The organism is Clostridium sp. LIBA-8553 (assembly GCF_057782465.1).
In genome coordinates this window covers 1,046,731-1,072,514 of the sequence record NZ_CM173489.1, presented here as the reverse complement: position 1 = coordinate 1,072,514, position 25,784 = coordinate 1,046,731, and the positions used below count along the sequence as shown (strand labels likewise).

The window sequence follows — 25,784 nt, the reverse complement described above, 5'->3', positions numbered from 1 at the left end:
TTAATAAACACCAAACTATACTTTTCAAAAAGACTATTTTAATATTATTCCAAATATTATAGTAGATACAACTGTCATTGTTAATCCAACTAAAGACTCATATGGTATAAGCTTAAGTCTTTCTTTCATATCCATTGCTACGCTTCCAATAATATTTATTTTAACAAAAAAAGACTAGGAAACCCTAGTCTTTTTTATTTTTTAATTTAAATCTACTATAACTTGTCCACTAGTTAATAAAGAACTATTAAACTCTAATTGTAATCCAGTAGTTCCTTTTGGTACTTCTACTACATATTCTCCAGTTATTTTTCTTCCAGCTCCAACTTCTCCGTCTAATTGACCGTTTTGATTTTCTGTAAATGCTTGATTATATGCTCTACCATCTTTGTCTACAACTTTAAACATCATAACAGAAGATACACTCTGTGATTGATCTGAAATATTTTCTACAGTAATATCTACTTTTAAAAATTCATTTCCATCTTTAGGTTTTATAAAATCTCCACCATCTGATGTAGTAACTTTATTAACTGTAATATTAAAATCTTTAGTTTTTACAGTATCTCCAACCTTAAAAGTTTCTGTTTTATTTTGCTGTTCTTGCTTTTGTGGTTCTACCTTTGTAGGAGTATCATTTCCACATCCAATAAATACACTAGCTCCAATCATAGCACTTAATATAATAATTAGTCCTTTTTTCATTATTGACCTCCTAGTAAAAATATTCATTAACATTATATAACATTTTTGTTAATGGATAAAGTTTCTAATTCATTTTTATTTCATAAATATTTAATAATAGTTTTTAATATTAATGCACATACTAATATTACCTACGATTATTAAAACTAAAAAAAGAAGGTAAGTTAATTAAGTTTAACTCGCCTTCTTTTTGATTAAATGTAATGAAACTTTTACACTTACAATTATACACTTAATCTAAACATTCTCAATTGCATCTATATTTATTAACATAAAATAAATGGATTATTTACATTTAAATTACATTATTGTATAATTTAAATAAGCTTTTAATTTCTTTTAATCACATAAAAACATAATATTCCCCTACTTATTATGTTTTCTTAACTATTTACAATATTAAAAAATAAAAAAGGCTAGATATGGATTAACCTATCTAGCTTTTTTTATTAATATTATATAACATTTTTATTAACAAAAAAAGAATTCCTTATTTACAATAAAATTATATTATTGTATAATTTAGACAAGGTTTTAAGTTCTTTTTATTACTGATTCACATTTAAATATAAAAAAAGGTGAGAAGTTTTAAACTTCTCACCTTTTTATAATTAAAGCTTCTTTACAAACTCTGCATTAACAAATCCTACTTTACCATTTTTAGTTGTTATTCTATACCATCCAATGAAATCAGAATCAACCCAATCAATTCTAAAAATATCACCTGCATTTATTCTAGCTACTATTCTAGAATTCAATGATCCTTCTTCTCTTACATTTAAAAATGTACTTACATTCTTAGTAGTAGCCATTTGTAGCTTTTCTACATAATCAGCATTTACATAACCAACCATTCCATTGTATTCAACATAATACCATCCAAGGTAGTCTTCATTAACCCATTTTATTTTAAATGTTTCATCTGCCGGTATTGAACCAATTACTTTAGAACTAGTAGTACCCTTGGCTCTTATATTTAATTTAGTACTTACATTTTTAGTAATAGCATTATCTAAAGTAAAATTATTTGAATTAATGAATATTCCATTGGTGAATTCATTCATATCACAATCACCTGATACCCCTGCTACATTTCCACTCTCTGAATATTGGAATCCAACCCATTCATTCCATATGTTATTAGCTCCTGGAGTATTTACGCCATAATGTGCAATCCAAACTGGATAATTGCCTAGTCTACTATCTAAATTATTATTTGCAAAGCTTGTATAAGTATATACAATTACTTCTTTTCCTGTAAGTCTTTTAACCTCTTCTAGGAACTCTATACACATAGAAGTTAAATTTCTTACTCCTACACCTTCAGTTGTTTCTATATCTAAAGCTAATTTACAATCATAGTTAGTTGCGCCTATTTCATTTAGATAATCAATAAAAAATCTTGCTTGATCCTTAGCTCCTTTATTTGCTCTGAAGAAATGATAAAATCCTACACTTAATCCTTGTTCTTTTGCTCCATTATAGTTTTGTTTAGCATATTTATCTTTATAATAATTCCCTTCTGTAGCTTTAATATAAACTACTTCTACACCATCATTTTTTACACTCTCAAAGTCTATATTTCCTTTCCAGTTTGATACGTCAATTCCTTTTAAATTATTATTGTTTCTACTTTGCATTATTAATTCCTTCTTTCTTTAAAATATTTTTATATAAAAAAGAGAACCTAAATTATAGGCTCTCATTTAAGCTTTTTACTGCTGCTAATTTATTTTCTGTTTCTGCATTTAATAATTTTAATTTTTCATTTTCTTTTACTAATTGTGTAGCTTGTTGTTTTAAACTATCTTCAAACAATAATTTTTTACCTTTATTAACTTCTCCAGCTATAGCCTGTCGTAACATTTTTATTTGCTCTTCAGTTAAGTACGGTATTTTTTCTAACATTAATTTATCAAAATAATCTGCTTTTGATTTTGCTAAATCTTTTATATTATCTGTTATACGATATTTCTCTTCTACAATATTCCACACTTGTTGAGCTGTCTTAAATTCTTCTTCGTGATGATCTAGCTTTAGTTTTTGTTCTACCATCTCTTTCTTCTTAGCTATGTACTGAATAGTAACATCTCCAACACTTTTAATAATAGATACAATAACTATAACTATTCCTAAAGTTAAAGCTGATAATATTGGATCTAATATTTTTTCCATTCTAAATCATCCTCTCTTTTATCTAAAATTTCTTTTTACCTTCTCTAAGTTGTATTAAAGCATCTTTTAATTTTTCTGGAATAGGTAATCCTAGTGCTGCTCCATTTTCTAATAAGCTTATTCCTTCATTTGCTATATAAAAGTAGCAAATTAATGTCCTAAATACCCAAGTTCCATTATTAAGTAATCTATCTAGCATTACCGCAACTATTAAAACAATAAGTATCATTGCTTTTCTAGCTATTCCTTTTAAACCTACATCACTTGATAATTCTTTATTTACATATCCTCTTGTAAGCCCTGAAATGTAATCTAAAGACATAAATAAAATTAAAGCTGTTAAAGGGGTGTCCCATGCTCCAAAAAGCCATGTGAATCCTGTTCCTATTGCTGCTACTATAGTTTTTAAATAATCAACTACTTTCTCCATCCTTTTCTCTCTTTCTTAATTTAGAGAAATAAAAAAAGACTATCTCTAGTCTTATCCTATTTCTCTATTATTTTATTAAGCTTGTGTTGCTACTTCTGTTGTTTCATGTTTCTCTTCTGTTACTGGTACTGGTGGATTTATAAGTTTAAATAGCTCTAAATATTGTTCATTTGTTAATTGGTTAGTTAGCCTAAATAAATTTAAACATTCTAACATATCCTTTTTATCATATCCTCCATTTTGAATATTCATTTTACATAATTCGTATGCCATTTTAACATCATCCTTTCTTTTTATTTTAAATTATTTTTTATTGTTGCTAATGCAATATTTTTATTTGTTTCTATTAAAGATGGTACTAATAAATTATTAATAACATCCCATATGTTATTTACTTCTTTAGCTAAGTTTTGTAATGAGCTGCCTATATTACTTGGAACTTTAAAGTCTAGCTCTCCAGGTAAACTATTTAATATATTTACGTACGTAACATCTTGGTAAGTATCTAAATCTATATCTACACAGTTTTCTACTATTTCTGTAGTTGGTGTTGCTAATTGATAAATTACTGTTGTGGGATTAGCTTTAAGCCATGCTTTAAAGCCATCAATGTCTGGTGTTGAAAGTTTTGAAGTTGAAATTCTAAATAAAAATCTATTCTTACTAGAGCCGCTTATTGAAATTCCATCTAGATATTTACTAACTAAATCATTCGGAGCAAGATAATTAAAATTATTACATACTGTGATTCCATTTAATAAAAGATTTAATGTATTCATATCTACATATACACTTAAAGAATTATTATCGTTATTCAATTGTGCAAAGTTTTCATTACCAGTAAAAGTATATTGACCACTTAATCTATCAACCTTGACCTGTCCATTATCTTCATATAAAGTATCCCATTCTCTAAGTGGCTTTTCCAACAAAATATCTTTTTTATCTAACATTCCATTAAAATATTCAGTATATTTTTTAGAACCAACAACTATTTTAATATTATTTAAATCAACATTATTACTTTTATCTTCTCTTCTCCCCACAAATCTGATAAACTTAGCCTTTTTATAACTATTAAAAGAACTTAATCCAACTATATTTAACTGATTACCTGTATATTTTTTATCGCTATCATAGTAAAATACATTTGTTAAAATATATTCATTGTCTAATAATGCTTTGTAATACGTTGGTAATGAATTAACAACATAATCACTTGTAAAGTAAATATCTGAACTTATTTCTGCACCTGTTCCAACATCTAATGACACTCTTTTTAAGTTGTATAAAAAATTATCATTTTGACTTAAAAGACTAATTTTATATTTATCTCCTTCTTGCTCTAATTCTCCAAAGCTTTTTATTCCTTCAAAGTAATTAGTTTCTATATCTCCAATATAAGCCATTGGTTCTATAAATGTTATATTTGCATCTGGTGTGCTTGCAAACTCGTCAGAAGGAATATAGAAAGTAATAGCCTCAATATCATACGTTAAATTAAATTTTCTTTTTTGAGTGCCTACACCTGTTGTAAAATCAGAATATACCCAACTTCCATCATTTTTCTTAAATCCACATCTTAACCCATTTTTAGGTGCTTTTTTTGCCGTTATATTAACACTAAGAATAAAATCTGTGTTAGCTTTTATAGAAAAAATTTGAAAAGCCTTTGAAGTAGTACTAGAATTTAAAGTTACTGTTTGTTTAGGAATTAAATTCTGTAAAGTCCTACCCTTAATTTTCATTCCTTCAGTTCTACCTTCTAATGTATTTTTAGAACTTATAGAACTTCCACTATAGGCTAGAGCTTGATTACTTTTAAGTCCATTTTGTAATGACTTTATATCTTCCTGTAATTTAATACTTATATTTTCATCAATAATAGTTTTCTTTAAGCTATCATAGTCTTTTTTAGTATCTTCTATCAGCTTATCTGTCTTAGCTTTTACAGTAGAACTAAGATTATCTCCTGTTTCTTGTAAGCCATTTAACAGTTTATCTGCTTTAGCCTTAGTATCATCTATTAACTTATTAGTGTTATTTTTCAATTCTAAAACTAAAGTATTAAGTGTTTTTATATCATTAGTAGCTTCAATATTCTCCGCTCCTAACAATTTTTTATTAACTCTAATATTAAATGTATTAGAAGCCATTTCTCCACTTGTATCTTTTAAATAAAGCTGTATTTTAACTACTCCAACTACTGATATTATATTTTTCTTTAGAGTTATATTAAGTACATTATTTTCTTTAATTAAAAAGCCATCATCCTGCTCTATTACTGCTCCATCTTTCCTCTCAGCTCCTAAAGAAATTGTTTGATCCTCTAAAACTATCTCTTGTCCATCTTTAAAGAGTTTAAATTCCATAACAGCATCATCCTCTTGGGTAAATGTAGCAACTATAGAACTACTATCTTTATCAATATTAAGTGTGTTGTAAATTTCTATATTTTTCACTTACTTTATCCCTCCTTTATAATTTTTTATATAAAAATAGAGCTAACAATTAAGTTAACTCTATTTCAAGTTTTCAATCATTCCAGGCATTATATAATCTACTGTTACATCGTATTGAATTTTCATAGTATTAGTTGATGTTTTTGTAACTGGTGAAGATAATTTGCAATGTGAGCTCCAAGGAATTAAAGTTCCTACATATAAGCTATCATTTTTATTATAATAACTAGATCCACTACCTAATCTAAATAACAAACCATCTTTTGAATAAAAGAAAGGAAGTTTACTTTCTGTAGATAAAAAGATTAAAATCATACTACTTTTTTTTATTAATTTCCCATTGTCAACTAAAAAGACAGCTTTTTTTCTATATTCATTACCTGTAGCAATTATATAGCTTTTTCCATTTATATAAGCTAAATTTGCTTTAGCACAAGTTCTATAATTTTTGTCTGTATCAATTAAGACTTCACTAACTAAATCTCCGTTATTATTAATGGAACATAAATAATACTCATAATTTGTATTATTTTTTTCATCTGTTTTTTTATTAATATAACCTATATATAAATAGTTATTATCACCAGTAAAAAAATCATAGTAATCTCCTCCACCTAAACCGTTATAGTTACCTATATAAGGTGAACCATTATATTGTCCTCCACTTAAATCAATAATATTATTATTTGTAAACTTAGATTTTAAATTTACAGTATCTTTATAAGTACCATCTAAATTATATCGAGTTGCTATATAAGTTGCTTCTATTCTCCAAAACATTCCACAAGAATAAATTATATATGCAGGAATGCTTCTTCTTTCTTCTGGAACATTTAAAGTTACATATTCTTTTTTCCATTCTGCAAAACTTAATTTGGCTATTTTATCCCAGTGTTGTGTTTTTTCATTATCTTTATAATAAAGACATTGCATATATAAATGTGTATCAGAACTAGATAAAGGACCTAAATCACCATTATTATCTTTATTATTATTATCTGTATAATCTCCACTATTAGATAATATTATAGAGTTTATATTTACATATTGTCCTCTATAATCATCTGGATTGTAATTATCATCTGGATTTGGAGCTAAATATATATTATCAAAAGTACCGTTACCCTTATCTGTTCCAAAGTCCCAAACAATATGCTTTGTTACACTTTTAATTTTTGTTCCACCCTCATATCTATTATAAATAGTTGCTGTTTCATTCTGATTAAAAAGTCCCTTTCTAACATCTGATGATGAATTATTATCATTATACCTCGCATATCCAATCATATCTCCAAGAATTACTGGATTCTTATTATCGCCTTCTACTCCTTCCGAATCACTTATAAGTATTAACCAATTTATATATGCGTTGTACCACCCGTTATTACTATTTGGTTTTGTTGCTATCATACCACTACAATTATCATTATAAATAAACCCTCTTAGAATATGATTATAAAAAGCTGTTGAAAAAGGGATCTTACTTATTACATTATGCTTTTCAACTTCTTCTACCAATTCATTAGTATCTTTATCAAATAACTGAATTTTATATTTACCACTTAACTGTATCTGAGGAACTTCAAATTTAACTTTTTCATTCATCTTATCACCTACCTATTTATTTTCTAACAAAGATTTGACACTATCAGAAACTTGTCCGAATAAATCTTCTTCATAAATTAATTTATCATTAGCATCTACATTAATAACTCTTTCAAGTGTAACTGATACATTATCACTTAAATTAGTTTGTAGTGAATAAAAATCTGAATAGTGAACTTCTTCCTTAACTTCTGCATGAGGATATTCATCACTAAGAGCACCACTTAACTTATCTCCATAGATTGTTATTTGACCTTGCTCTCTTTTAACAACCATATTATCACTTGATTTAAGCATTATACTAATACCATGACTACTAGAACCTTTTAATTGAACTAAAGGTATAGTGAATGATAACAATCCAAATTCATTAACTTTTATTTTAGGTGTAAATCCCATAGTATTAGAATCTAAAAGTAATTTACATTCTAGTATTCCAGTTCCTTCAACTTGTATAGCTACATTAAGTAAAAGATTTGTAGATCCATTAAGAGAAAACCCTATAAAAGCAAACTGTCCCCATACTGCCATCACATTAACATCATTGTTATTACAGTAATAGTACATGCCGTTCTCTGCTTCTTTTATTTTATTCTGCAACCTTTGAACTTCTCTATTAGCTGATTTAGTAATCTTTTTATTTAACTTTGCTTCTGTAGTAGATTTAAATCCACCAGAATAACTTAATTTATTACTAGCAACAAAAGAATTATATTCTTTATTATTAATATCAATTACCTTAATAGAATCTCCTACCTCTAAAGAAAAGTCTCCTTGCCAATCACTTTTGAATCCTGTATACGTAAAACTCTCATATATCTTTAAAATACCTGAAGCAACCTCTTTTACTTCATCCTTAGTATTAGCATCAAGTAAAGGTATATCTAACTCTAATTTATTTCCACCTAGTTTACCTACTGTAAAACCATTTAAATCTACCAAAGATATACTCTCATAATTGCTTGTTATAGTTGTTTTCATAAAGTTACCAGGATTTATTTCTATATCTGTTTCTTGAATAGTTATTATATCTAATTCACCATTCTTAATTACAGCAAATCCTCCAACTATAGTTGCTATATCTCTTAAGACTTGTCTATAAGTAATATCCTCTGGTCTATCTGTAATTATTAAATCAGAATTATTGTATTTACCACTAGAAAGCCGTTCAGTAAGCTTTACATTAAACACCTTACTTATATCACTTATTATGGTGTGTACTGGTTGAGGATATTGTAGTTTTGTCTTATAAGGTATATCCATATCAATAAAGCTATCATAACATTCAAGTTTTAAGCTTTTTCCAGTTTCTTTAACTTCAAATACTTTATATTCTCCATATTCTACATATTCAAAATTTGTATTAGCCAATTCAACACCGAATATAAGCTTAAATTTTAAATCCTTAAATGTAAACTCATTATACCTACCAAGATAATTACTTATTTTAATATCAACATTAGTTGCTATAGCTCCACCAAGTTGAAATTCCTCTCCACTTAGAATAGATTCATTTATGGATATAGAAATAATATCAGTATCATCTATTTCATTTTCATTAAAAATAAGCTTACTACATACAACTCTACTATTTTTTCTTATAGCTGCTTTATAGTCATTAGATACATTTCTCATAGGATCCACCTACTTCTCGATGAAATTCATCTTTAAGCCTTTCCAAATAACCTCACCATTGACAATTGCTAAAGCTGGTATATTTCTATCACCTACATAAAAGGTTTTAGTTAACATCCTACCCTCCATTGGATCTGGATAAGTAACTTGAAAAAATATATCTTTGACAGACTTTAATAATTCAGAACATTCATATTCATTTAATGGTGGCCACTCACAATTAAGCTTTCTCTTAACAGCTATTCTATCCCTTAACATTTCACCTTTAGCATTTCTATTTGTTTCACCATCTATATCATTAATATCAACTTGAAAAGTTTTAGGAGTGGCTATTTCCACTCCATTTATAACTAACATGTAACCACTCCTATATATTTAATATTTGTTTTCCTGTCTTTCTCTCTAATCTCCTAAAAGCTTTAATTATTAAATCACCCATTTTATCATCACCAACAATTAACTCTAAATTCAAATCACCACTTTGATTGTTGTAATTATTGTTATTGTCATTTTTATCTATTCCTTCTCTTAAAGCTTCTATAATAGCTTCTTTTAATTTTTCTATGTAATCATAATCCTTTTTAGAATCATTAGATACATTCTGTCCTAACATAGTTAAATTAGGCTGTTTTATTATGTTAGGTATACTAACCATCTTACTTATTCTTTCAGATAATATATTAGCTAATAAATTCAATCCACCAGTATTATTTTCTAATGGTACTACGGCCTCTGTTCCAGCTTCACCCACTACAGCTTGTGTAGGCTTATCAACTATACCACCTTTAGCTAGATAAGGAATCTTAGGTAAGTTAACACCAAAATGTTTTCCACCTAATCCACCTGGCAACCAATCTGGAGCCGTAAAGCTTATTTTATTTAATCCACTTATAGCCGCATTAACTAATCCAATAACGGTATTAAGTGGCGCTTTAATTACGGCACCTAATCCATTCATTATTCCACCAAATATATTTACAACTCCTTGCCATGCTCTGCTCCAATTTCCTGTAAATATACCTGTAATAAAATCTATAATTCCGCCAAATATTCTTTTTATAGCATTCCATTTATTTTCAACATTCCTCATAAAGGCATTTATAATATTGCCAAAAACTCCAAAAGATTTAGTCCAATCTGTAGTAAATAATCCTGTAAGGAAATTATCAAACTTTGTAAAGACTGATTTTATAGAAGCCCAAACATTATTAACTCCATTTCTAAACCAATCACATTTATTATATAAAGTTACAAATACAGCTCCTAAACCTAAAAGTAATCCAACAACAAGTGTAATTGGATTCATAGACATAGCTAAATTAAGAGCTTTCTGTGCTATAGTCATAGTATTAGTAGCTAAAGCTACTGATTTAGTTGCTACAACATCAGCTAATTTAGCACCTTTACTAATAGCAAATTGCGCTATTTGTTTTGAAATTTCCGCTGTTCCTTTAGCGATAGACATAGCAAAATCTTTAGCATACATCAAAGTTAATTTAACAGTTTCTAACTTATCAGCTACTTTGGCCAAAGTACATGCCTTCAAAGCTGTACCCATTGTATTTATCACACCTATAACTCCACCAGCCTGTTGCATAAAAGCCATTAGTTTAGCCACCTTCCAAGCGGTGAAGAATGCTGTTACTGTAACTATCATTATATCTAGAACTGGTTTTCCACTTCCTAATAACCATCCTATTAAATTACTAAATGCATCTAAAACAGTACCTAATACATCAGCAACTTTAGCAATAACTGGAGCTATCATATTAACGAACCAATTAACCATAGGAGCAACAAAATTAACATAAATATACCCTGCTAGTTCAAAAATTTTAGCTCCTAATCTTATGAATCCTTGGAATAAATGACTTCCTCCATTATCCCAAACGTAAACTAATTTTTGAGTTAAGTTTTCTAAAACTCCTGCTGTTGCATTTAATACTTGCATAAATGTTGCTGCTACACCTGGACCTACTTCTCCCCATACTTCTCTTAAAGAATCTCCCATATGTTTAATTAAAGTAAGAACATTTAGGAAAGCATTGGCTAATGATTGAACAATAGCTGTTCCTATTCCACCAGCATCCCATGCATCTGCAAATGTAATACCTATATCGCCTATGAGATTAAATATATTTTGAAGTATTTGCAATATAGTAGTTAAAATTGCCTCACCAGTTCCGTTAGTCCAAACTTCCATGAAGCTATGACCTATTGCTCCTAGTAATTCCTTTATTCCATACAAAGCATGTTTTATACTTTCTATAGTTGCAGCTCCTTCACTGGCCCATGCATTTTTAAAAGGCTGAAAAATTCTTGAAAGAGTATCTTTTAATTTATCAACCATACCACTTATAGTTTGCATTGCCGCACTTGTTGGACTTAAATCAACATTTGGAGCCACTAATGGTATAGGTTCTATTCCTCCTTTTTTTGCTTTCGGTTCTTTAGGTTCACTTAATTTATTTATTTCATCAAATCCAGCTAATGCACCTTTTGCTTTTTTAGCAGCTTCACCAATTCCATTTACAGCATTAGAAGCTTTTTTACCGTGCTTCTCCATGTTTTGCATTGCTGCTATTGATGCATTCATACTTTTAGCTGCCGAAAAACTGGCTTGATATGTTTTACCAAATATAGCACTTATAAATGCTGCGATATATGCAGTTACATTTGATAATGCACTCATAAGAGCATTAAGTGCTGGTAGAACAGCTTGATAAATTGGCATAAAAGCAACTATTAGGTTAGTTCTTATTTGTTGTAAGCTATTAGCAAACTGTGCATTAGTCATTAATGCACTACCAATATAACTTCCAACTGCTGAAATACCTTTCATTATAATAGGAAATACTATTCCCCATTTAAACATGCTATCTATAAACATTCCTGTTGCACTTCTAGCACCATTTATATTCTCTCTATATTGTCTAGTTGAATTATTAGCATTTCTTAAATTTCTTGAAGCACTATTGGCAACATTTGCTGTTCTCTTTATACTTTCATTAGCTTTATTTACTTCATTACTAGAACTTTTAGCAGCACTACTTAATCTTTGAAACTCTACATCTAAATCAGCAAGTTTAAATCCTGCTTTATCACTTTGTCCTATCAATTTATTTATAGTAGCTTCTGTCTTTAATATTTGTTCTTGAATTTTATTTTTTCTAGCTTGATTAAAAGTCGAATTATATGATTCTTTTAATACAGCCAATTTTTCTTGTTGTTGCTCTATTCTTCTATTTGTAATTTCTAAACTATTAGATAAATTATCAATTTTAGCTTTAATTGCTTCTAAATTATTAATATTTGAATTGCTTTTCGGTGGTCCTCTAGGTTTTGAAACTTTTTGATCAGTTTGACTTGGTGTAGTAATATTTTGAACTGGTGAAAAGTTTAGTGGTATTTTTATTTTCTTTGCATTAGCAACAATAGCTCTTATAGCATCCAATGCTTTTTCCTTTATCTCTTCAATAGATTTTAAGATATTAGCCTTATTCTTCTCTACATTAGATTTTATTGTTTCATTTATAGCACTTAATGCACCATTTAAGGATTCTGAAATACTATTAGATATATTTTCAAAATTTAAATTTTTAATAGAGTTATCTAATTTTTTACCTATACCTTCTGATATTTTATTTGCAAACTGTTCTATCTGTTTATCTATATCACCAGTAATTTCTATATCAAGACCAATCTTTCCAACTGAATCCGCATCTGCCATTTATAACTCACCACCTTTCATATAAAACAAAAAGACACTTAGCTTTAACTAAATGCCTTTTTAAGAATTTCTTGTAACTCTTTTATTTGCTCCTCTTTTTCTTCATCTGTCATTTGTTCTAATTGTCTATTTCGCCAATCATTACGAATTTTATGTTGTTCTTCAGTAAAGTTCTTAAGCATATTTTCATCTTCTTCACTTCTTATAGAAATTATTTGACCTAAAGGAGTTTTAGGCATTATTCCACTAAGTAAGGTACAAAATTCATCCCAACTCATTTCTTCCTCTCCTCTAAGTCTTATTCCATATTGAGCGGTAAACGAAGCATCTATTAAATCCCAATCCTCAAACAAATCATACCATTGATTATTTTTTCTCTTTTTGAAATCGCTCCATCTCTTTTTGATTTAATTCCTCTATCTCATCTAATTCTAAATTAGATATTCCAGCCATTATAGCATTAACTATTACACTATATGCATCTAAACTTAAATCTAAACTTTCTATATACTCAAAAGCTTCTTTAGGTAATGAGGCTTTTACAATCTTGTCTAAAACCTCAATGTCATTTCCTTGTTTATCTTTATTCTTAACTAATGATTGAATATAGATAGCATTATTTTTACTATTATTTATTTTATACTCATGATCTTCATCTATTTTTAAAACTGGTTTTTCATTTGTTAGTTTGTTCATTATGTTATATACTTTTGCCATTATTATTCACTCCTTTAATTTGCTATGCACTTGCTGGTGTATAAGTTGGTTTACCATCACCTTTTAAGTCGAATTCAAGTGGAGCAACCTTTGTACTATCATCTCCACCAACATTTTTAACATCAATTACACAATCAAATTCAATCTTTGAACCATCTGGAAAATCTATTTCTCCTTTTGTACTACAATCTAGTCCATCTTTCCATGCTGTTGCTGCGACATAATCATTTCCTGGATCTCCTACATTTCTTTTTCCTTTTAAAGATACGGAGAAACTCTTTCCTGTCATTAAACTCCTTGCCCATCCTGCTGTATCCATTGGTGTCCAATCTTCTACTTTACCATCTATTTTTATTCCAAAGTTCTCCATATCAGCTATAGTAGCCATATCTTGAGAAGCACTCTCTTTACCTTTTGTTCCAATTTTAAATTTTAAATTATAAACTGGAAATACTCCTGTAAATGCCATAATTATTCACTACCTTTCATGTATTATATTTACTTCTATTACATATTCATATATGTTATTTTTATCTGTTCCAACTCCTATAGGTTCAGTAGTTATCATTTTAAAATCTATAACTCTCTTCCCACCTATAACAGCCTCTTGTCCAAATAAAGCATCAAATACTTCTTGTGCTTTTTGTTCTGCTATATTAGCATTCTTTCCCCAATGTATTAGTATAGAAATAGCCTTAGTGGAATAGCTTGTATTTTCTAAACCACCTAAGGCTATATGATTTCTTGATCCTCTTATACTATAGATACCTATACATTGCTCTTTAGTTGCATCTATCTTTCCTATATACCATTGAGGACATTCTATTTTAGTTTTTAAATACTCTCTTACTTCACTTAGCAACATTATTTAATCAATCCTTTGCTAAACTTTTTTAGATTTTCTTTATATACATTAATAACAAATTCTTTATTATCTCCATCAATATAAGATTGCATCCACTGACCTTGTGCATTCATATTTTTATCTTTTCTAAAATTATACTCTGGATGCCAATACAATCTTCTTGCATATGGTGTATCAAAAATTATGGATGTTACTCCAGAACCTATTCTTGATAAATCAACAAAACCACTTCTTTCAAGTTCTCCAGTATCTCCTTTAGGAACTACAGCACTTGTTTTAATATCACTTAATATAGCCTCTGTAGTTTCTTCTAAAGCTTTATTCCTAGCATTTATTAAAGTGTTTATCTTAGTTCTATCTAATTTTATTGTTACTTTAGCTTTCATTATATTAGCTCCAATTCAGTAGAAAATACACTTCCATCTGGATTACGTGGCCTTGATGACTTATAAATATCTTTTTTTATTTCTCCAATTTTTATATATCCTTCAATTAATTTATTAGGATAAATATCTCCTTCAATTGTTACGGTGCCACTTAAAGTTACAAGTCTACGCTCCGCATCAAGAGTATTCTTTCCTTTTTCATTATATATACTTAACCCTTTATAAATTAACTCTTCTACTGGTTCACCATCCTCATTCATATAAGTATGATAAACCTCTACTGGTGTCTTTAAAAGCCATTTAGGAAATGGTAATTTAATTCCCATAGCTATAGCCTCCTACTATTTAAACCAGTTTGAGATATATAATTGATGACCTCTTTAGTTGTAGTTATTCCATTTATAATACTTCCATTAAAAGATACTGAAGTACTACCAGCCGAAAATCCACTTAAAGGCATATTAATGAACTCACCATATTGCTCTATAAATTCAGCTTGTAAACAAACTGCTTTTTTTATCTTATCTTGTTGAAATGGAGATAAATTCTTAAATTCTATTTTTACTATTCTATTATAGGTTAATTTATCAATCTGATCTGATGCTCTTTCTAATCTATTTTCTAAAGTATCATCATTAAGGATATTACCTTTGAAATTATCTTTGTAATATGAACTATCTACATAAGACATATTATCACTTCCTTATAAAGAAAAAGAAGCCTTAAACTAAGACTTCTTTAACTCTTTATTTTCAGCTTTAAGCTTTTTATTTTCTTCTTTTAGCTTCTCATTTTCTGTTTCTAATAAATCTAATTTATCTTTTACTTTTCTATATTCTTCATATAAAACTGATTTACCGGCTCCATATGATTCAATCTCTCCATCATCATTCACAATATCATAGCCTTGTGATATATAATAACTCTTTTCAGTTTCATTTATTGTATAAACCTTATTTTCTTTAATAGCTTTCATATATTACTCCTTTCTAGCCTTCTGCCTCTGCATTAATAGCAATACCACAAGCTTTATTTTTTATTAAAAAAGTATCTCCATAACTTCTATTTTGGAATACATATTTATCTGCTGTTCTACTGTCTGTACCTGGAGTAAATACTTTAATGTAAGAATATTTACTTCTTGTTACTTGGCATGATGGATGTATAAGTATTATATTGATTTGTTTTGCATCACTTGCAGGAACACAGCCATTAGTGAAATCATACTTTGTTTTTAGCCTAGCTGATGGTACTTTTTTAATTTTAACATCATCTAAAGAATAAACTCTTCTATCTACATTTCCATTGTTATTATTAACATCCATAGTTCTTTGAATGTTTTGTGCATTTTTAATTATTTTATTCATAGCTGGTGTAACATAAAGAATTCTTCCTTCACTTGGTACTCCTGCATCATCCATTTTTTCCATCTCATCGTCAAACCAATCTAATACATTTGCTGTAGTTAAAACAGTATTGTCTATAACAGCACCATTCGCTTTATATGTTTTAGCTTCTGCATAAAGCTTAGAGTATCTATAAGAATCTTTTTCTGGAATAGCTTGCTCCTCTTCAAATACATTCTGTATGTTAGCTACTTCTAAAGTTAAATTTGTTTCATCAATATCCATTGGATCTATAGCAAATTCTATATCTCTATCATGTGATAGTTTCTTTGGCTCCCATTCATTAGCTATAGTTCCAGCATTAAATCCCATAGCATTTCTATTATGATCCTTATATCCACTTACTGTTATGTTAGGTAATTTAATTGTTTGTGCATTAATAAATTTAACTTGTGGATTAGCTAACTCTAAGTCATAAGAAGTTAATTCTCTCGCATATTTTTGTTGTAATTGTCTTTCAAATTGTTCAGCGTAACTATATACTGACATTTAATCATCTCCTAATCTTTTTATTTATTTCCAAATGCTCTTGATAAAGCATCATTAACATTTTCTTTTTGCTTTTCGGAACCAGCACCAATTTTAAAGCCTTTGTTTTCCTCTTGTTGCTGCACTCCTTTAAAGCTTGGATATTTTTCTAAAACTTTATCTACTGCTTGATCCATAGTAACATCATCACTTACCATAGCTTTAGCTAATATAACAACATCGTCAACACTATCAGCTAAAACACCTTTAGATAAACAAGTTACTTTTGCCTCTAATGTATTAGCTCTCTCCTCTGCATCTTGTTTAGCTTTTTCTGCATTAGTTAAAGCTTCACTTTGCTTTTCTGCTTCTGTTTTTTGGCTTTCCTTCCAATCTTGATAAGCTTTAAGTTCTTCCTTAGATAGTTGGCCTTTCTTTTCTCTTGCCACCCTATCTTTAATCATCCTATTTACTTCTTCTTGAGTAAAAGTCTTTTCTTCTGTTGGATTAGTTCCTGTTCCCTCACCTTCTCCATCTGCGTTATCAGTTGGATTAGCTTCTGAACCTGCTCCCCCATTACCTGCTCCATCATCTTGAGCTAGTTTCATACCTAATCTTTTTCTTAAATTAAAATTTGATATAGACATAAATACCTCCATTTATAGCCTGTCGGCTGTTAATTCCATGCACAGTTTAAAGTCTTAAGCAAGTTTTGGACAAAATAAAAAAGCCTTATTTCTAAGACTTACTTAACACCTTTATATGCTGTTTGTAATAAAAATCCTAATAGATACCATATTCTATCTTTAATCTTATTTAAACAAATCTCTGCTCCTATATCTTCGCTGTAATTAGCTTTATCTACACAACCAGTAGATTCAACTATCTCAAATCCATTAACTAGGATAGCTCTTACTAAAGTTGTTTTATCTCCAAGAGTAGATACATGAACTTCTTTTATAAAATTTTTAACCATATCAGGTCCAATGGAAACTCCTGATGGTAGATTCTTATTATCATCAACTTTTAAATTATATTTTTCGAACTGCTCTTTAGGACACCATGATATATATCCATCTTGATACTCAATTAAATATCCTTCATCCGATGGATTTTCATTTACTGGAATAGTCCAACCTCTAAACTTATTATAGTCTCCTCTAGTCATCTCTTTAGCTTTTATCAACTTTACACTTATATAACTTTGCATTATAATTTCTCCTTTAGTATTTCAATATATTTTTACATAATAAAAAACCTTAGTTTCCTAAGGCTTTTAAAATTTAACTATTATTATATCTGTTTTTAATCTTCTTTAAACTGATTCATGTTTATTAGTATTCCATTATCCAAAATCTCACTATCAATCCCTCGATTATTTCTTAAATAATCTGATATACTTTTTAATAACACTGGTATATTATATTCATCATTTATTGTAAACTTATCACATAAAAATTGAGTAGTATTCTTTATTATATTACTATTTCTATCATATTTTACTGCAACAATAGAATGAGTTAACTCTGATTCTATTCTTTCCTTAAAAGGTTTTGCTCCAAATATATCTTTAATAAATAATGTATAAGATTCTTCATTTATATGTTCTCTTAATTTATCTATTAAATAATAATTTAAACATAAAGAATCAAATACAAATTCATTTATTTGACCTTCATTTAAATCAATAATCTCTTTTGAATTTTGTTCTTTATAATACCTTTTTAAATCTTCCTTATTTCTTAACATTACTTTATCCTCCCATAAATTACTAAACAAGTATACTATACTAGTAAATTTGTTTAATTACAAATATTTTTATTAATTACTATAATTATACTAAATATTTATATTACCTCTATAGACTTTATTTCATTTTCATATAGCTCTATGTTATACCCATCTCTTTTTAATTCTATACTTGCTATCTCTGGTTCATTATCTAAAGCTTGTGTAAATCCTTCATATGGTCCAATAATGATATTCCCATCAACAGTTTTTATTTTTAACTTAAGGTTATTATCTAGCTTATAAGTTTTCATTATATCTCTTAATTTCTCTACTAAGTTAAACATGGAATCACCTCTTTAATTAGGAACTATATGAGTTCCTTTTTTAGAATAATGTATCTTAAAATTATTTGTTTTGGTCTCTGAACCATCTAACATACTTACATTAACACCTATTTCTTTATCTGTTTTTATTATTTCTTTTTTTCTCCAGTTACCTTTAGAATCCATATCTAAATCACCAGTACCAGCATACTTGTTAATAAGTTCTTGTGCCTCTTCTAAAGATATGGTTAAATAACTTCTACCTTCAATGTAGTTATTATGACCTAAAATATGTTTACCTTGTTTTCCTACCTCTATTTTTAAAGGCTGATTATTCTTAATAAACTCTCTTATTTCTTTAATTTTAGCATTTTGAACCTTCTGCTTCAATACTTCTGCCTCTATATTAGCATCCTTAATATTTAAACCTTCTCTAGCTTTTTCTCTATAATTATTTCTTCTAAGCTCTTTATTACTTTCTAAATGCTGCTTTAAAACTTTTTCTAATTCTTTAACCTTTTTACTTGCTATTTCTTTATCTTCTTCATCACAACTGCCAGCTTTGAACCTCTTCCATTTTCTTAATTGTCTTTCATAATATCTCTGTTTCTGTTCTGCTTCATAAAGTTTAATGGCTTCTTTACCATCTGGTATAGTTGGTATTCTAGTTATACCTGGGAAGTAAGTTGCTAATGTATGCCTACAGTTAGGATGTAAGAATCCTTTTCCTACAGCCTCACTTAATAATGGATAATCTCCATCCTCTTTAGTACCATGAGAAAATATATCATCAATTAATACTTTTCCTTGCCATGGTTCACACATTTTACAAGTATTAGCATGAGCCGTAACAACTACTAAATGTATTCCATATTCATCTCTTTTCTTTCCTTCACCTAAAAATGTAGCTCTTTGGCTTGCTGTTCTTAAACACATCTCTGCATAACTAGCAATATTAACTTGTTTACCATCTTTATAAGTTATACTATTTATACCTTTCTCAAGAAAATCCCTAGTAGCCATATCTATAGCTTGATTAATAGTTTTAGTACCACTTTGTAAATACACTTGAGTTTTAAATATAGTTTGTCTATATAAATCGTCCATCTTTCTTAAGACTGACATTTGAGCCTTTTTTAAATCATTTGTAACAGTTTCTTGCAATGCATTAAGTTTCTTTTCATTAACACCAAAGAAGTTTTCTTCAACTTGTGGTGTAGCCTTTTTACCTAATTCTTTAGCAATATACTCTCTAACTGTTTGATGTTCTTTTATATCATCTGGAAACTGTATCTTTACTTCATCTATTAACTTTTCTGTATTTTCTTGACCTTTAGTAAACTTCCCTTGAATCTCTCTGTTTATAGCTTCTTGGATAGGCTTGTTATATTCCTCAACTAACTTCTTATTTCTCTTTCTATACTTTTCAAGTTCTCTAAGCTTAGTTTTTTGCCATTGCTCCCATTGAAACCCTTCTTTACTCTGCTCTGCTTGGTGAAAATAAAAAGCCCTATGCATACTAGAAATTAAATCAAGCTCCATTTGCTCGAATATACTTCTAATATCATAAGACTTATCTCTTTCCTTTTTAGCATTTTCTTTTATTTTATTTTCAGTAATTCCTCTAAGTATATCAGCTAATAATTGTATATCCTTATCCCTCTTGTCCATCTATTTCAACCTCATTATCATCAGTATATGACATATCAGAATCATCTACTGTCTTAGGTTCTTCAGCTACAAGATAGCCATTCTGTTCCTTTATTCTTTGTATCTCTTCTTCCTTTTCTTCATCTGTCCATGTATCTCCATACATTTCCTCAATACATTGCTCTATAGACATTACTCCATATGTTTTAGCTTTTCCTACAGTTTCTACTACTGAATCAAATGATGGACTTGCATATTCTCCAAATATAATACTTACTTCATATTCTCCAGTATTCTTTTTATTTAATACATCGTTAGTCTTTAATATTATATTAACCAATTCTGGTATAACCTCTGTTAATATATCAACCATTTTTCCTCTAGTATATAGAGTAGTCTTTTCTTTTTCTCTTTGAGCCTCTGCATTATCTGTTTTCTTAAGGTCTATACCTAACGTACTAGGACTTATTATTCCTTGTAAACACATATCAATAGCATTAGAATAACTTTCAACATAAGCCTCATAATTTATATTAGCTTGTTTCATATCTATCTCATTCTTACTATCCTCTGCAAGACTAGAACCTACTTTTAAGAATCTATTATCAAAAGGATTAGGTTTCATTAAGTTACCATTAATATCTTTTGGTACTAAATCCTCTGGTATATATTTTTGAACTCTTCCATCACGAATAGCATCTATCCATTGAGATATTACTTCGTCTAATGCATCAAAAGCATCTGATTTATTATCAAATATACTTTTACCTCTTCCCTCAAACTTAGGAGATTTAAAAAACATTAATGGTACTGCCATTATAAAGTCGCCTTTATATGTTGCATTTCCAAGTTCTCTAGTTTCATCAAGTGTATTTAAAGAAACTTCATCACCATTACTATCATATAAATTATAATTAATATATCCTTTTCCGTAAGTTTCGCTTAGTTTGTATTGTCTATTATTCTTAGTGTAAAAAGTATAAAACTTTATTTCTTTTAATCTTCCTCTTTGAGTTATATATTCAACCTTATCACCATCGAAAAACTCTATTATTGGATATTTACTTATCTCTGTATCTATAGATAATTTAAAAGCTCCATCACCACTAACTAATGTAGTAGCAATTATATCTCCTAGCATATCATCAAACTTATTATCTTTTCTTATTTCTTCCCATAATGTATTATCAGCCTCTCCAGTAACCTCTATACTATCTAAATCAGCCACAACTATATCACTTAACTTATCAGCTATCATTGCAGGTAATCCACTATGTATTTTTCTTATACTTAAATCTTCTGATGGTACAGCACTCCAAAACCTAGCTTTATTTACTGGATCACTTGATATATTCTTAAAGAATTGGTCCAGTTCATATGGTTCTCCCCTATACCAAAGCTTATTTCTAATTACATTAGTTTCAAATGTATAAGCTTCTTGTATAGTAATAGGATTAGTTAATGCTGGTTGAACATTTAAATATTTAATTGCTGCTTTAGTTAACATACTCTTAAACCACCCCATTTCTATTCCTCCTTATAATCTCCTATCATCTTTCTAAAAGGTATCCACGCATACTGACTAGAGTTAATTGTATGGTCGTTTGCATCCTCTGGCTCATACTTATCCTCTTTCCATGAATAGCACTCTAACTCTCTTATATGCTCTTTACAAGTATCTACAACATAATAAAATACTTTACCATTGGTATTAATCCAACCTAGCATTAAATGTATTCTATCTAGTATAGTTACTTTCTTATAAGAGTTAATAAAGTTATACATACATGGATTAGTTCTCTTAAACTTCTTAAGCTCAATTATAGTTGCTTGGTCTGCTGAATCTACAAATACATCTCTAGCAAATCCCCAATCTTTTCTATTCTTCTCTAAGAACTTAAAATATTTAGGAGCTATATCACTAGGAGCTAATGGAGTTTCTAAGTCTTTATTGTTATATACCTCTTCATCTAATACAAATAACTCTTTTTTATCTGTAATACCTAAGAAAGTAAATGCAAAGGTATCAGGACTATTTTGAGAATATGCGGTATCTAATCCTGCTGTAAATTGAACAAACTTTAATTTCTTATCTTTTATTTGCTTAATAATATAATCTTTAGATAAAACATTATTCTTTCTTTCAAAATTAGAGAATATTAAACCTGTTGCTCTACCTCTTAAACCTAGTATCTTATTCTTATATAACTTAGTTCCTTTAGGAGCACTCGTCTTTTTCTTTTCAATAGCTTCTTCATCTAAAGATGCATTATCATAGAAAGTAAAAAACCAGTAGGTCCAATTAGGTTTATCTTCTGAATTGAGTTGCCCTAATATTTCTACTGGTACATCTTTCTTATATTTTTCTAATGGTCTACAGCAATTAATAAACTCTGAATATATAGGTAAGTTAGGATCATCTGGATTAAGTGTCATCATAAGATAATCATTTCTAGTACATATCTCTCTAACAAATTCAATACTAGCTGTGTTAACCTCATCTATAAGTACACATCCAAATTGAGAACCTAAGGCCATCTTCCATTTATCTACGTTATCATAACCTAGTATGTATATTATTTTCTCACCATTAGGCGTTATATATCTTATATGAGGTATTTTATTATCTTTATCGCCATTACCATTATATTTGACTAAATCACCAAATACATCAGTAATCCCATACTCTTTTTGTATTAAGTTCTTTTCAGCAACTCCAGTTGTTTTAGCAGCAATAACATGCATTTTCTTAGGAGATTCTGCAACCATTAGCATAAACTTTAGTATTCCTACTGTAGTTTTTCCTGCCGCGGTTGTTCCCTCCAATGCTTCCACTGGTGCTCTATGCTCTAAAAAATCTAAATACTTATCTGACAACCTATATTCATTACTCATTTTTATTTCTTTCCTTAATTTGTCCTAATATAGAATCTAACTTAGCTGTAGAGTTAGTATTGTTCTTAGAATTATCTTTAACTATTCTTGATTTTAACACTTCAAGTTCTGCTTTCTGTTTGTCAGTAGCTATGTTCATGTGGTCACTTAACCATTGAAGAGCTTTCATTTTATCTTGTAGCTTAATCTTAACTCCGTCTTTTCCTTCTGATACTTCTTGTAATATGCTAGTATCTAATTCTTTACTATCATTAAGTTCAACTACATTATATTCATAAAAGTCCTGCTCTCCTGTATCTGGATTAATAACTGGAATATCTTCACCATTATCATTCTTGGTCCATCTATTTTTGCGAACCTTCTTAAATGATAAATAATCTCCTATATCTGAAAAAGCTATATCCATATACTTCTGGAATATATCTTCTTCACTAAGCATTATTCTATTGATTTTATATTGCTTAAGCTTTTCTATTTCCTTTTTGATACTATCATTCTCCATCAATCTATATCCATTAGATAATGATGATTCATAACTACATTTATACGCCTTTTGATATGCCTTAGCTGCATTAAAATATTTTATATAATAAATACAAAAAAGCCTTTGCTTATCAGTAAGTTCAGTATTTTCTAATACCTCTTTTACATCTTCTGCAATAGGCTCTTTCTTTATATTCTTACCAGTATTTTTTTGTACTTTTTTATTTGTAGTACTACATTCATTTTTTTGTAGTACTACATTCCATTTATCTCTACACTTCCAATTGCTTATTGTCTTTTCATTTTCATCTAACATATCAGCAATTTCTCTATTAGTTATATTTCCATCACGATCTTTATATATCTCAAATGCTTTATCTCGATTTGGACTTCTTGCTCTAGCCACATCACCACCTCACCTATTCATTTGTTTTGTAAAATAAAAAAAGAACTCTATTTAGAGTCCTTTATATTATCATTAGTTTTCTTTTCTATTTTTTGTGAAATCTTATCAATTTTATCTGTTGCTTCTTCTATCTTTCCCATAGTTTTATCTTTAAAATCATAATAATTTTTAGTTATTGTTTCTAAATTACTAATATTTTTTTCTAACATCTCTATATTTGCAGTAGAAAGATTAATTAATTCTTCAAGAGAATCAATCTTTTTTAATTCTATTTTTCTTACTACTTCTACCTTTGGTTTATAAGCATATAAAAAATATTTCCATAATGGTATACTAGTCGGACAAACCTTTTTATATTCATCATTAATTATTTCTCTTGTTTGTTCATCAAGTGTTCCCCAAGTTTGTTTAAAATAATATTCACCTACATCTTCTGTTATATAAACTCCATCTCTATTTAATATATATTTTTCATGATCAAATACTCTTAATTTTAATGAAGCTACTATACTTAAAAGTTCTTTTTTTTCTTTTTGAGAAGTAATACTTTTTTTATATAGTTCACTTAAAAAAAACATAATAATTAATAAAGCCCCAGCTAATACTGCAAATTGTAAATTCCCCATATTATCACTCCTTCATAGATATATTCTACAAAAGAATTTATTGGCTTGCAATAAAAAAGAACCTAGCCTAAACTAGATTCTTTAAGACACATCCGTTTTATTATTTAATCCCTGCTATAATAAAACGCCTCCAAGGGAATATTTAATTTTTTAAATGGCGGAAAGTAAGAGATTTGAACTCTTGCTAGACATAAAGCCTACTAACAGATTAGCAATCTGCTCTCTTAACCAACTTGAGTAACTTTCCATAAAAGCAGGAACTTAATCCTGCAATGTAAGGGAAATAAGATTTTTAAATAAGAACTTTTAAATTAGCAATTGTGATTAAAAATTTATAAAAGAGGAAGGTAAAGGAGTTGCACCTTTAAAATACTCTTCCTTCCACGATGCAAGGCTTTTACACCTTGCTTTCTGTTTTACCCAACATCACATATAACTTGAAAGGAGGTGTGCATCATGCACAATGAAAACTTCAACCTGTCCACATACATATTATCTCATATACTATGAGCTATGACTTATCAATTTATTTCAAAAAAACAATCAAAAAATTTCATGAGATTTTTTAGACAAGAAACTTTCTTCCCATCTAGTCACATCCTCAACTAATTCATTTTTCATCCTAGTACAAGTTACTTCACTTATGTTCAAGTTATTAGCTATTTCCCAATTCTTAAGCTTATCTCTATACTTATACTCTAAAAACTTTCTGTGTTGTTCACCAAGCCATTTAATATAATCATCTAATGTCTCATTTTTCTCCTTACTTTCCATTATGAATAATTCTAAATCAACGATCTGTGCTTCCTTTTTCTCTATCTCTCTTTCTAATCTTTCAATTAGATTAATCATATTCTTTTCAGCAGCACTAACTCCATCAGTTGAAGTTTGAACTCTCTCACCAAATCCTACACTCTTAACATCTGAACTTAAGCTTACATCTGTATTCTTAATTTTTTTTTCTAATTCCTCTATATTCTTTTTTAATAAATCTCTTTTACTTTCAGCAGCTTTAATCTTTAAATCCTTCTCAAAGTAATTATAAAGTTGCCATTCTGTCTTTTTAAATAATGTCTTATCCATGTG

At 28.6% G+C, this 25,784-nt stretch carries 29 protein-coding genes and 1 tRNA gene; all 30 read right to left on the bottom strand.

What is annotated here, in order from left to right; genetic code table 11:
- Window positions 1–201: 201 nt before the first annotated feature.
- On the bottom strand, window positions 202–705 hold the full coding sequence (locus tag AC2JAQ_RS04655; RefSeq protein WP_488458139.1) for a DUF4352 domain-containing protein: 504 nt from the start codon (window positions 703–705) through the stop codon (window positions 202–204).
- 611 nt (window positions 706–1,316) lie between these two features.
- Window positions 1,317–2,345, bottom strand: coding sequence for a GH25 family lysozyme (locus AC2JAQ_RS04650; protein WP_488458138.1), 1,029 nt, complete (start codon window positions 2,343–2,345; stop codon window positions 1,317–1,319).
- Window positions 2,346–2,397: 52 nt separating this feature from the next.
- Window positions 2,398–2,880: a cobalt ABC transporter permease gene (locus AC2JAQ_RS04645; RefSeq protein ID WP_488458137.1), complete on the bottom strand. Its 483-nt coding sequence runs from the start codon at window positions 2,878–2,880 to the stop codon at window positions 2,398–2,400.
- 22 nt (window positions 2,881–2,902) lie between these two features.
- Window positions 2,903–3,310, bottom strand: a complete 408-nt coding sequence (locus tag AC2JAQ_RS04640; protein ID WP_488458136.1) for a phage holin family protein — start codon at window positions 3,308–3,310, stop codon at window positions 2,903–2,905.
- 75 nt (window positions 3,311–3,385) lie between these two features.
- Window positions 3,386–3,583: a hypothetical protein gene (locus AC2JAQ_RS04635; protein WP_488458135.1), complete on the bottom strand. Its 198-nt coding sequence runs from the start codon at window positions 3,581–3,583 to the stop codon at window positions 3,386–3,388.
- A 20-nt stretch (window positions 3,584–3,603) separates the two neighbouring features.
- Entirely contained in the window at window positions 3,604–5,772 is a 2,169-nt protein-coding gene (locus tag AC2JAQ_RS04630) for a hypothetical protein (RefSeq protein ID WP_488458134.1), read from the bottom strand.
- 60 nt (window positions 5,773–5,832) lie between these two features.
- A complete protein-coding gene (locus AC2JAQ_RS04625; RefSeq protein ID WP_488458133.1) occupies window positions 5,833–7,377 on the bottom strand; it encodes a hypothetical protein in 1,545 nt (514 codons plus the stop codon).
- Window positions 7,378–7,389: 12 nt separating this feature from the next.
- Window positions 7,390–9,012: a hypothetical protein gene (locus AC2JAQ_RS04620; protein WP_488458132.1), complete on the bottom strand. Its 1,623-nt coding sequence runs from the start codon at window positions 9,010–9,012 to the stop codon at window positions 7,390–7,392.
- Between the two features lie 9 nt (window positions 9,013–9,021).
- Complete coding sequence (locus AC2JAQ_RS04615) at window positions 9,022–9,369, bottom strand: DUF6711 family protein (RefSeq protein ID WP_488458131.1); 348 nt, start codon at window positions 9,367–9,369, stop codon at window positions 9,022–9,024.
- A gap of 10 nt (window positions 9,370–9,379) precedes the next feature.
- Window positions 9,380–12,742: a phage tail protein gene (locus AC2JAQ_RS04610; protein ID WP_488458130.1), complete on the bottom strand. Its 3,363-nt coding sequence runs from the start codon at window positions 12,740–12,742 to the stop codon at window positions 9,380–9,382.
- A 44-nt stretch (window positions 12,743–12,786) separates the two neighbouring features.
- On the bottom strand, window positions 12,787–13,095 hold the full coding sequence (locus AC2JAQ_RS04605; RefSeq protein WP_415276865.1) for a Gp15 family bacteriophage protein: 309 nt from the start codon (window positions 13,093–13,095) through the stop codon (window positions 12,787–12,789).
- Window positions 13,096–13,108: 13 nt separating this feature from the next.
- Entirely contained in the window at window positions 13,109–13,459 is a 351-nt protein-coding gene (locus AC2JAQ_RS04600; RefSeq protein WP_124046030.1) for a hypothetical protein, read from the bottom strand.
- Window positions 13,460–13,481: 22 nt separating this feature from the next.
- On the bottom strand, window positions 13,482–13,928 hold the full coding sequence (locus AC2JAQ_RS04595; RefSeq protein WP_124046029.1) for a phage tail tube protein: 447 nt from the start codon (window positions 13,926–13,928) through the stop codon (window positions 13,482–13,484).
- Window positions 13,929–13,937: 9 nt separating this feature from the next.
- Window positions 13,938–14,324, bottom strand: coding sequence for a phage tail terminator protein (locus AC2JAQ_RS04590; protein ID WP_488458129.1), 387 nt, complete (start codon window positions 14,322–14,324; stop codon window positions 13,938–13,940).
- Complete coding sequence (locus AC2JAQ_RS04585) at window positions 14,324–14,710, bottom strand: hypothetical protein (RefSeq protein ID WP_488458128.1); 387 nt, start codon at window positions 14,708–14,710, stop codon at window positions 14,324–14,326. Before AC2JAQ_RS04585 ends, AC2JAQ_RS04590 begins: the two co-directional genes overlap by 1 nt.
- The gene (locus AC2JAQ_RS04580; protein ID WP_488458127.1) at window positions 14,710–15,036 is read right to left on the bottom strand and encodes a hypothetical protein; all 327 of its coding nucleotides are present in this window, start codon (window positions 15,034–15,036) and stop codon (window positions 14,710–14,712) included. The genes AC2JAQ_RS04585 and AC2JAQ_RS04580 overlap by 1 nt, the downstream gene beginning before the upstream one ends.
- 2 nt (window positions 15,037–15,038) lie before the next feature.
- Complete coding sequence (locus tag AC2JAQ_RS04575) at window positions 15,039–15,401, bottom strand: head-tail connector protein (protein WP_488458126.1); 363 nt, start codon at window positions 15,399–15,401, stop codon at window positions 15,039–15,041.
- Between the two features lie 36 nt (window positions 15,402–15,437).
- Window positions 15,438–15,686 carry a hypothetical protein gene (locus AC2JAQ_RS04570; protein ID WP_488458125.1) on the bottom strand — a complete coding sequence of 83 codons (249 nt, stop codon included), beginning with the start codon at window positions 15,684–15,686 and terminating at the stop codon, window positions 15,438–15,440.
- 13 nt (window positions 15,687–15,699) lie between these two features.
- Window positions 15,700–16,605, bottom strand: a complete 906-nt coding sequence (locus tag AC2JAQ_RS04565) for a capsid protein (protein WP_488458124.1) — start codon at window positions 16,603–16,605, stop codon at window positions 15,700–15,702.
- A 20-nt stretch (window positions 16,606–16,625) separates the two neighbouring features.
- Entirely contained in the window at window positions 16,626–17,231 is a 606-nt protein-coding gene (locus AC2JAQ_RS04560; protein WP_488458123.1) for a hypothetical protein, read from the bottom strand.
- A gap of 98 nt (window positions 17,232–17,329) precedes the next feature.
- A complete protein-coding gene (locus AC2JAQ_RS04555) occupies window positions 17,330–17,794 on the bottom strand; it encodes a Gp49 family protein (protein WP_488458122.1) in 465 nt (154 codons plus the stop codon).
- Between the two features lie 95 nt (window positions 17,795–17,889).
- Window positions 17,890–18,333: a hypothetical protein gene (locus tag AC2JAQ_RS04550; RefSeq protein ID WP_488458121.1), complete on the bottom strand. Its 444-nt coding sequence runs from the start codon at window positions 18,331–18,333 to the stop codon at window positions 17,890–17,892.
- A gap of 98 nt (window positions 18,334–18,431) precedes the next feature.
- Window positions 18,432–18,659, bottom strand: a complete 228-nt coding sequence (locus AC2JAQ_RS04545) for a hypothetical protein (protein WP_488458120.1) — start codon at window positions 18,657–18,659, stop codon at window positions 18,432–18,434.
- Window positions 18,660–18,671: 12 nt separating this feature from the next.
- Window positions 18,672–20,309: a phage minor capsid protein gene (locus AC2JAQ_RS04540; RefSeq protein WP_488458119.1), complete on the bottom strand. Its 1,638-nt coding sequence runs from the start codon at window positions 20,307–20,309 to the stop codon at window positions 18,672–18,674.
- Window positions 20,293–21,813 (bottom strand): capsid protein, encoded by a 1,521-nt coding sequence (locus tag AC2JAQ_RS04535; protein ID WP_488458118.1) that lies wholly within the window; start codon window positions 21,811–21,813, stop codon window positions 20,293–20,295. Before AC2JAQ_RS04535 ends, AC2JAQ_RS04540 begins: the two co-directional genes overlap by 17 nt.
- A 2-nt stretch (window positions 21,814–21,815) precedes the next feature.
- Complete coding sequence (locus tag AC2JAQ_RS04530) at window positions 21,816–23,183, bottom strand: terminase large subunit domain-containing protein (protein WP_488458117.1); 1,368 nt, start codon at window positions 23,181–23,183, stop codon at window positions 21,816–21,818.
- The gene (locus AC2JAQ_RS04525) at window positions 23,176–24,072 is read right to left on the bottom strand and encodes a terminase small subunit (protein ID WP_488458116.1); all 897 of its coding nucleotides are present in this window, start codon (window positions 24,070–24,072) and stop codon (window positions 23,176–23,178) included. The genes AC2JAQ_RS04530 and AC2JAQ_RS04525 overlap by 8 nt, the downstream gene beginning before the upstream one ends.
- Window positions 24,073–24,119: 47 nt before the next feature.
- A complete protein-coding gene (locus AC2JAQ_RS04520; RefSeq protein WP_488458115.1) occupies window positions 24,120–24,698 on the bottom strand; it encodes a hypothetical protein in 579 nt (192 codons plus the stop codon).
- A gap of 155 nt (window positions 24,699–24,853) precedes the next feature.
- Window positions 24,854–24,945: transfer RNA gene (locus AC2JAQ_RS04515), tRNA-Ser, on the bottom strand.
- Between the two features lie 296 nt (window positions 24,946–25,241).
- A complete protein-coding gene (locus tag AC2JAQ_RS04510) occupies window positions 25,242–25,781 on the bottom strand; it encodes a hypothetical protein (RefSeq protein WP_488458114.1) in 540 nt (179 codons plus the stop codon).
- Between the last annotated feature and the right edge of the window lie 3 nt (window positions 25,782–25,784).

Bases quoted from the DNA above. Each gene is read 5' to 3' on its own strand.
- AC2JAQ_RS04590 (WP_488458129.1), bottom strand. From the start codon at position 14,324: ATGTTGCTAAGTGAAGTAAGAGAGTATTTAAAAACTAAAATAGAATGT.
- AC2JAQ_RS04555 (WP_488458122.1), bottom strand. From the start codon at position 17,794: ATGCAAAGTTATATAAGTGTAAAGTTGATAAAAGCTAAAGAGATGACT.
- AC2JAQ_RS04520 (WP_488458115.1), bottom strand. From the start codon at position 24,698: ATGGGGAATTTACAATTTGCAGTATTAGCTGGGGCTTTATTAATTATT.
- AC2JAQ_RS04510 (WP_488458114.1), bottom strand. From the start codon at position 25,781: ATGGATAAGACATTATTTAAAAAGACAGAATGGCAACTTTATAATTAC.
- AC2JAQ_RS04550 (WP_488458121.1), bottom strand. From the start codon at position 18,333: ATGTTAAGAAATAAGGAAGATTTAAAAAGGTATTATAAAGAACAAAAT.
- AC2JAQ_RS04580 (WP_488458127.1), bottom strand. From the start codon at position 15,036: ATGGGAATTAAATTACCATTTCCTAAATGGCTTTTAAAGACACCAGTA.
- AC2JAQ_RS04640 (WP_488458136.1), bottom strand. From the start codon at position 3,310: ATGGAGAAAGTAGTTGATTATTTAAAAACTATAGTAGCAGCAATAGGA.
- AC2JAQ_RS04620 (WP_488458132.1), bottom strand. From the start codon at position 9,012: ATGAGAAATGTATCTAATGACTATAAAGCAGCTATAAGAAAAAATAGT.
- AC2JAQ_RS04655 (WP_488458139.1), bottom strand. From the start codon at position 705: ATGAAAAAAGGACTAATTATTATATTAAGTGCTATGATTGGAGCTAGT.
- AC2JAQ_RS04585 (WP_488458128.1), bottom strand. From the start codon at position 14,710: ATGAAAGCTAAAGTAACAATAAAATTAGATAGAACTAAGATAAACACT.
- AC2JAQ_RS04650 (WP_488458138.1), bottom strand. From the start codon at position 2,345: ATGCAAAGTAGAAACAATAATAATTTAAAAGGAATTGACGTATCAAAC.
- AC2JAQ_RS04575 (WP_488458126.1), bottom strand. From the start codon at position 15,401: ATGTCTTATGTAGATAGTTCATATTACAAAGATAATTTCAAAGGTAAT.
- AC2JAQ_RS04625 (WP_488458133.1), bottom strand. From the start codon at position 7,377: ATGAATGAAAAAGTTAAATTTGAAGTTCCTCAGATACAGTTAAGTGGT.
- AC2JAQ_RS04530 (WP_488458117.1), bottom strand. From the start codon at position 23,183: ATGAGTAATGAATATAGGTTGTCAGATAAGTATTTAGATTTTTTAGAG.
- AC2JAQ_RS04560 (WP_488458123.1), bottom strand. From the start codon at position 17,231: ATGTCTATATCAAATTTTAATTTAAGAAAAAGATTAGGTATGAAACTA.
- AC2JAQ_RS04535 (WP_488458118.1), bottom strand. From the start codon at position 21,813: ATGGGGTGGTTTAAGAGTATGTTAACTAAAGCAGCAATTAAATATTTA.
- AC2JAQ_RS04615 (WP_488458131.1), bottom strand. From the start codon at position 9,369: ATGTTAGTTATAAATGGAGTGGAAATAGCCACTCCTAAAACTTTTCAA.
- AC2JAQ_RS04635 (WP_488458135.1), bottom strand. From the start codon at position 3,583: ATGGCATACGAATTATGTAAAATGAATATTCAAAATGGAGGATATGAT.
- AC2JAQ_RS04600 (WP_124046030.1), bottom strand. From the start codon at position 13,459: ATGGCAAAAGTATATAACATAATGAACAAACTAACAAATGAAAAACCA.
- AC2JAQ_RS04595 (WP_124046029.1), bottom strand. From the start codon at position 13,928: ATGGCATTTACAGGAGTATTTCCAGTTTATAATTTAAAATTTAAAATT.
- AC2JAQ_RS04545 (WP_488458120.1), bottom strand. From the start codon at position 18,659: ATGTTTAACTTAGTAGAGAAATTAAGAGATATAATGAAAACTTATAAG.
- AC2JAQ_RS04610 (WP_488458130.1), bottom strand. From the start codon at position 12,742: ATGGCAGATGCGGATTCAGTTGGAAAGATTGGTCTTGATATAGAAATT.
- AC2JAQ_RS04540 (WP_488458119.1), bottom strand. From the start codon at position 20,309: ATGGACAAGAGGGATAAGGATATACAATTATTAGCTGATATACTTAGA.
- AC2JAQ_RS04565 (WP_488458124.1), bottom strand. From the start codon at position 16,605: ATGTCAGTATATAGTTACGCTGAACAATTTGAAAGACAATTACAACAA.
- AC2JAQ_RS04570 (WP_488458125.1), bottom strand. From the start codon at position 15,686: ATGAAAGCTATTAAAGAAAATAAGGTTTATACAATAAATGAAACTGAA.
- AC2JAQ_RS04645 (WP_488458137.1), bottom strand. From the start codon at position 2,880: ATGGAAAAAATATTAGATCCAATATTATCAGCTTTAACTTTAGGAATA.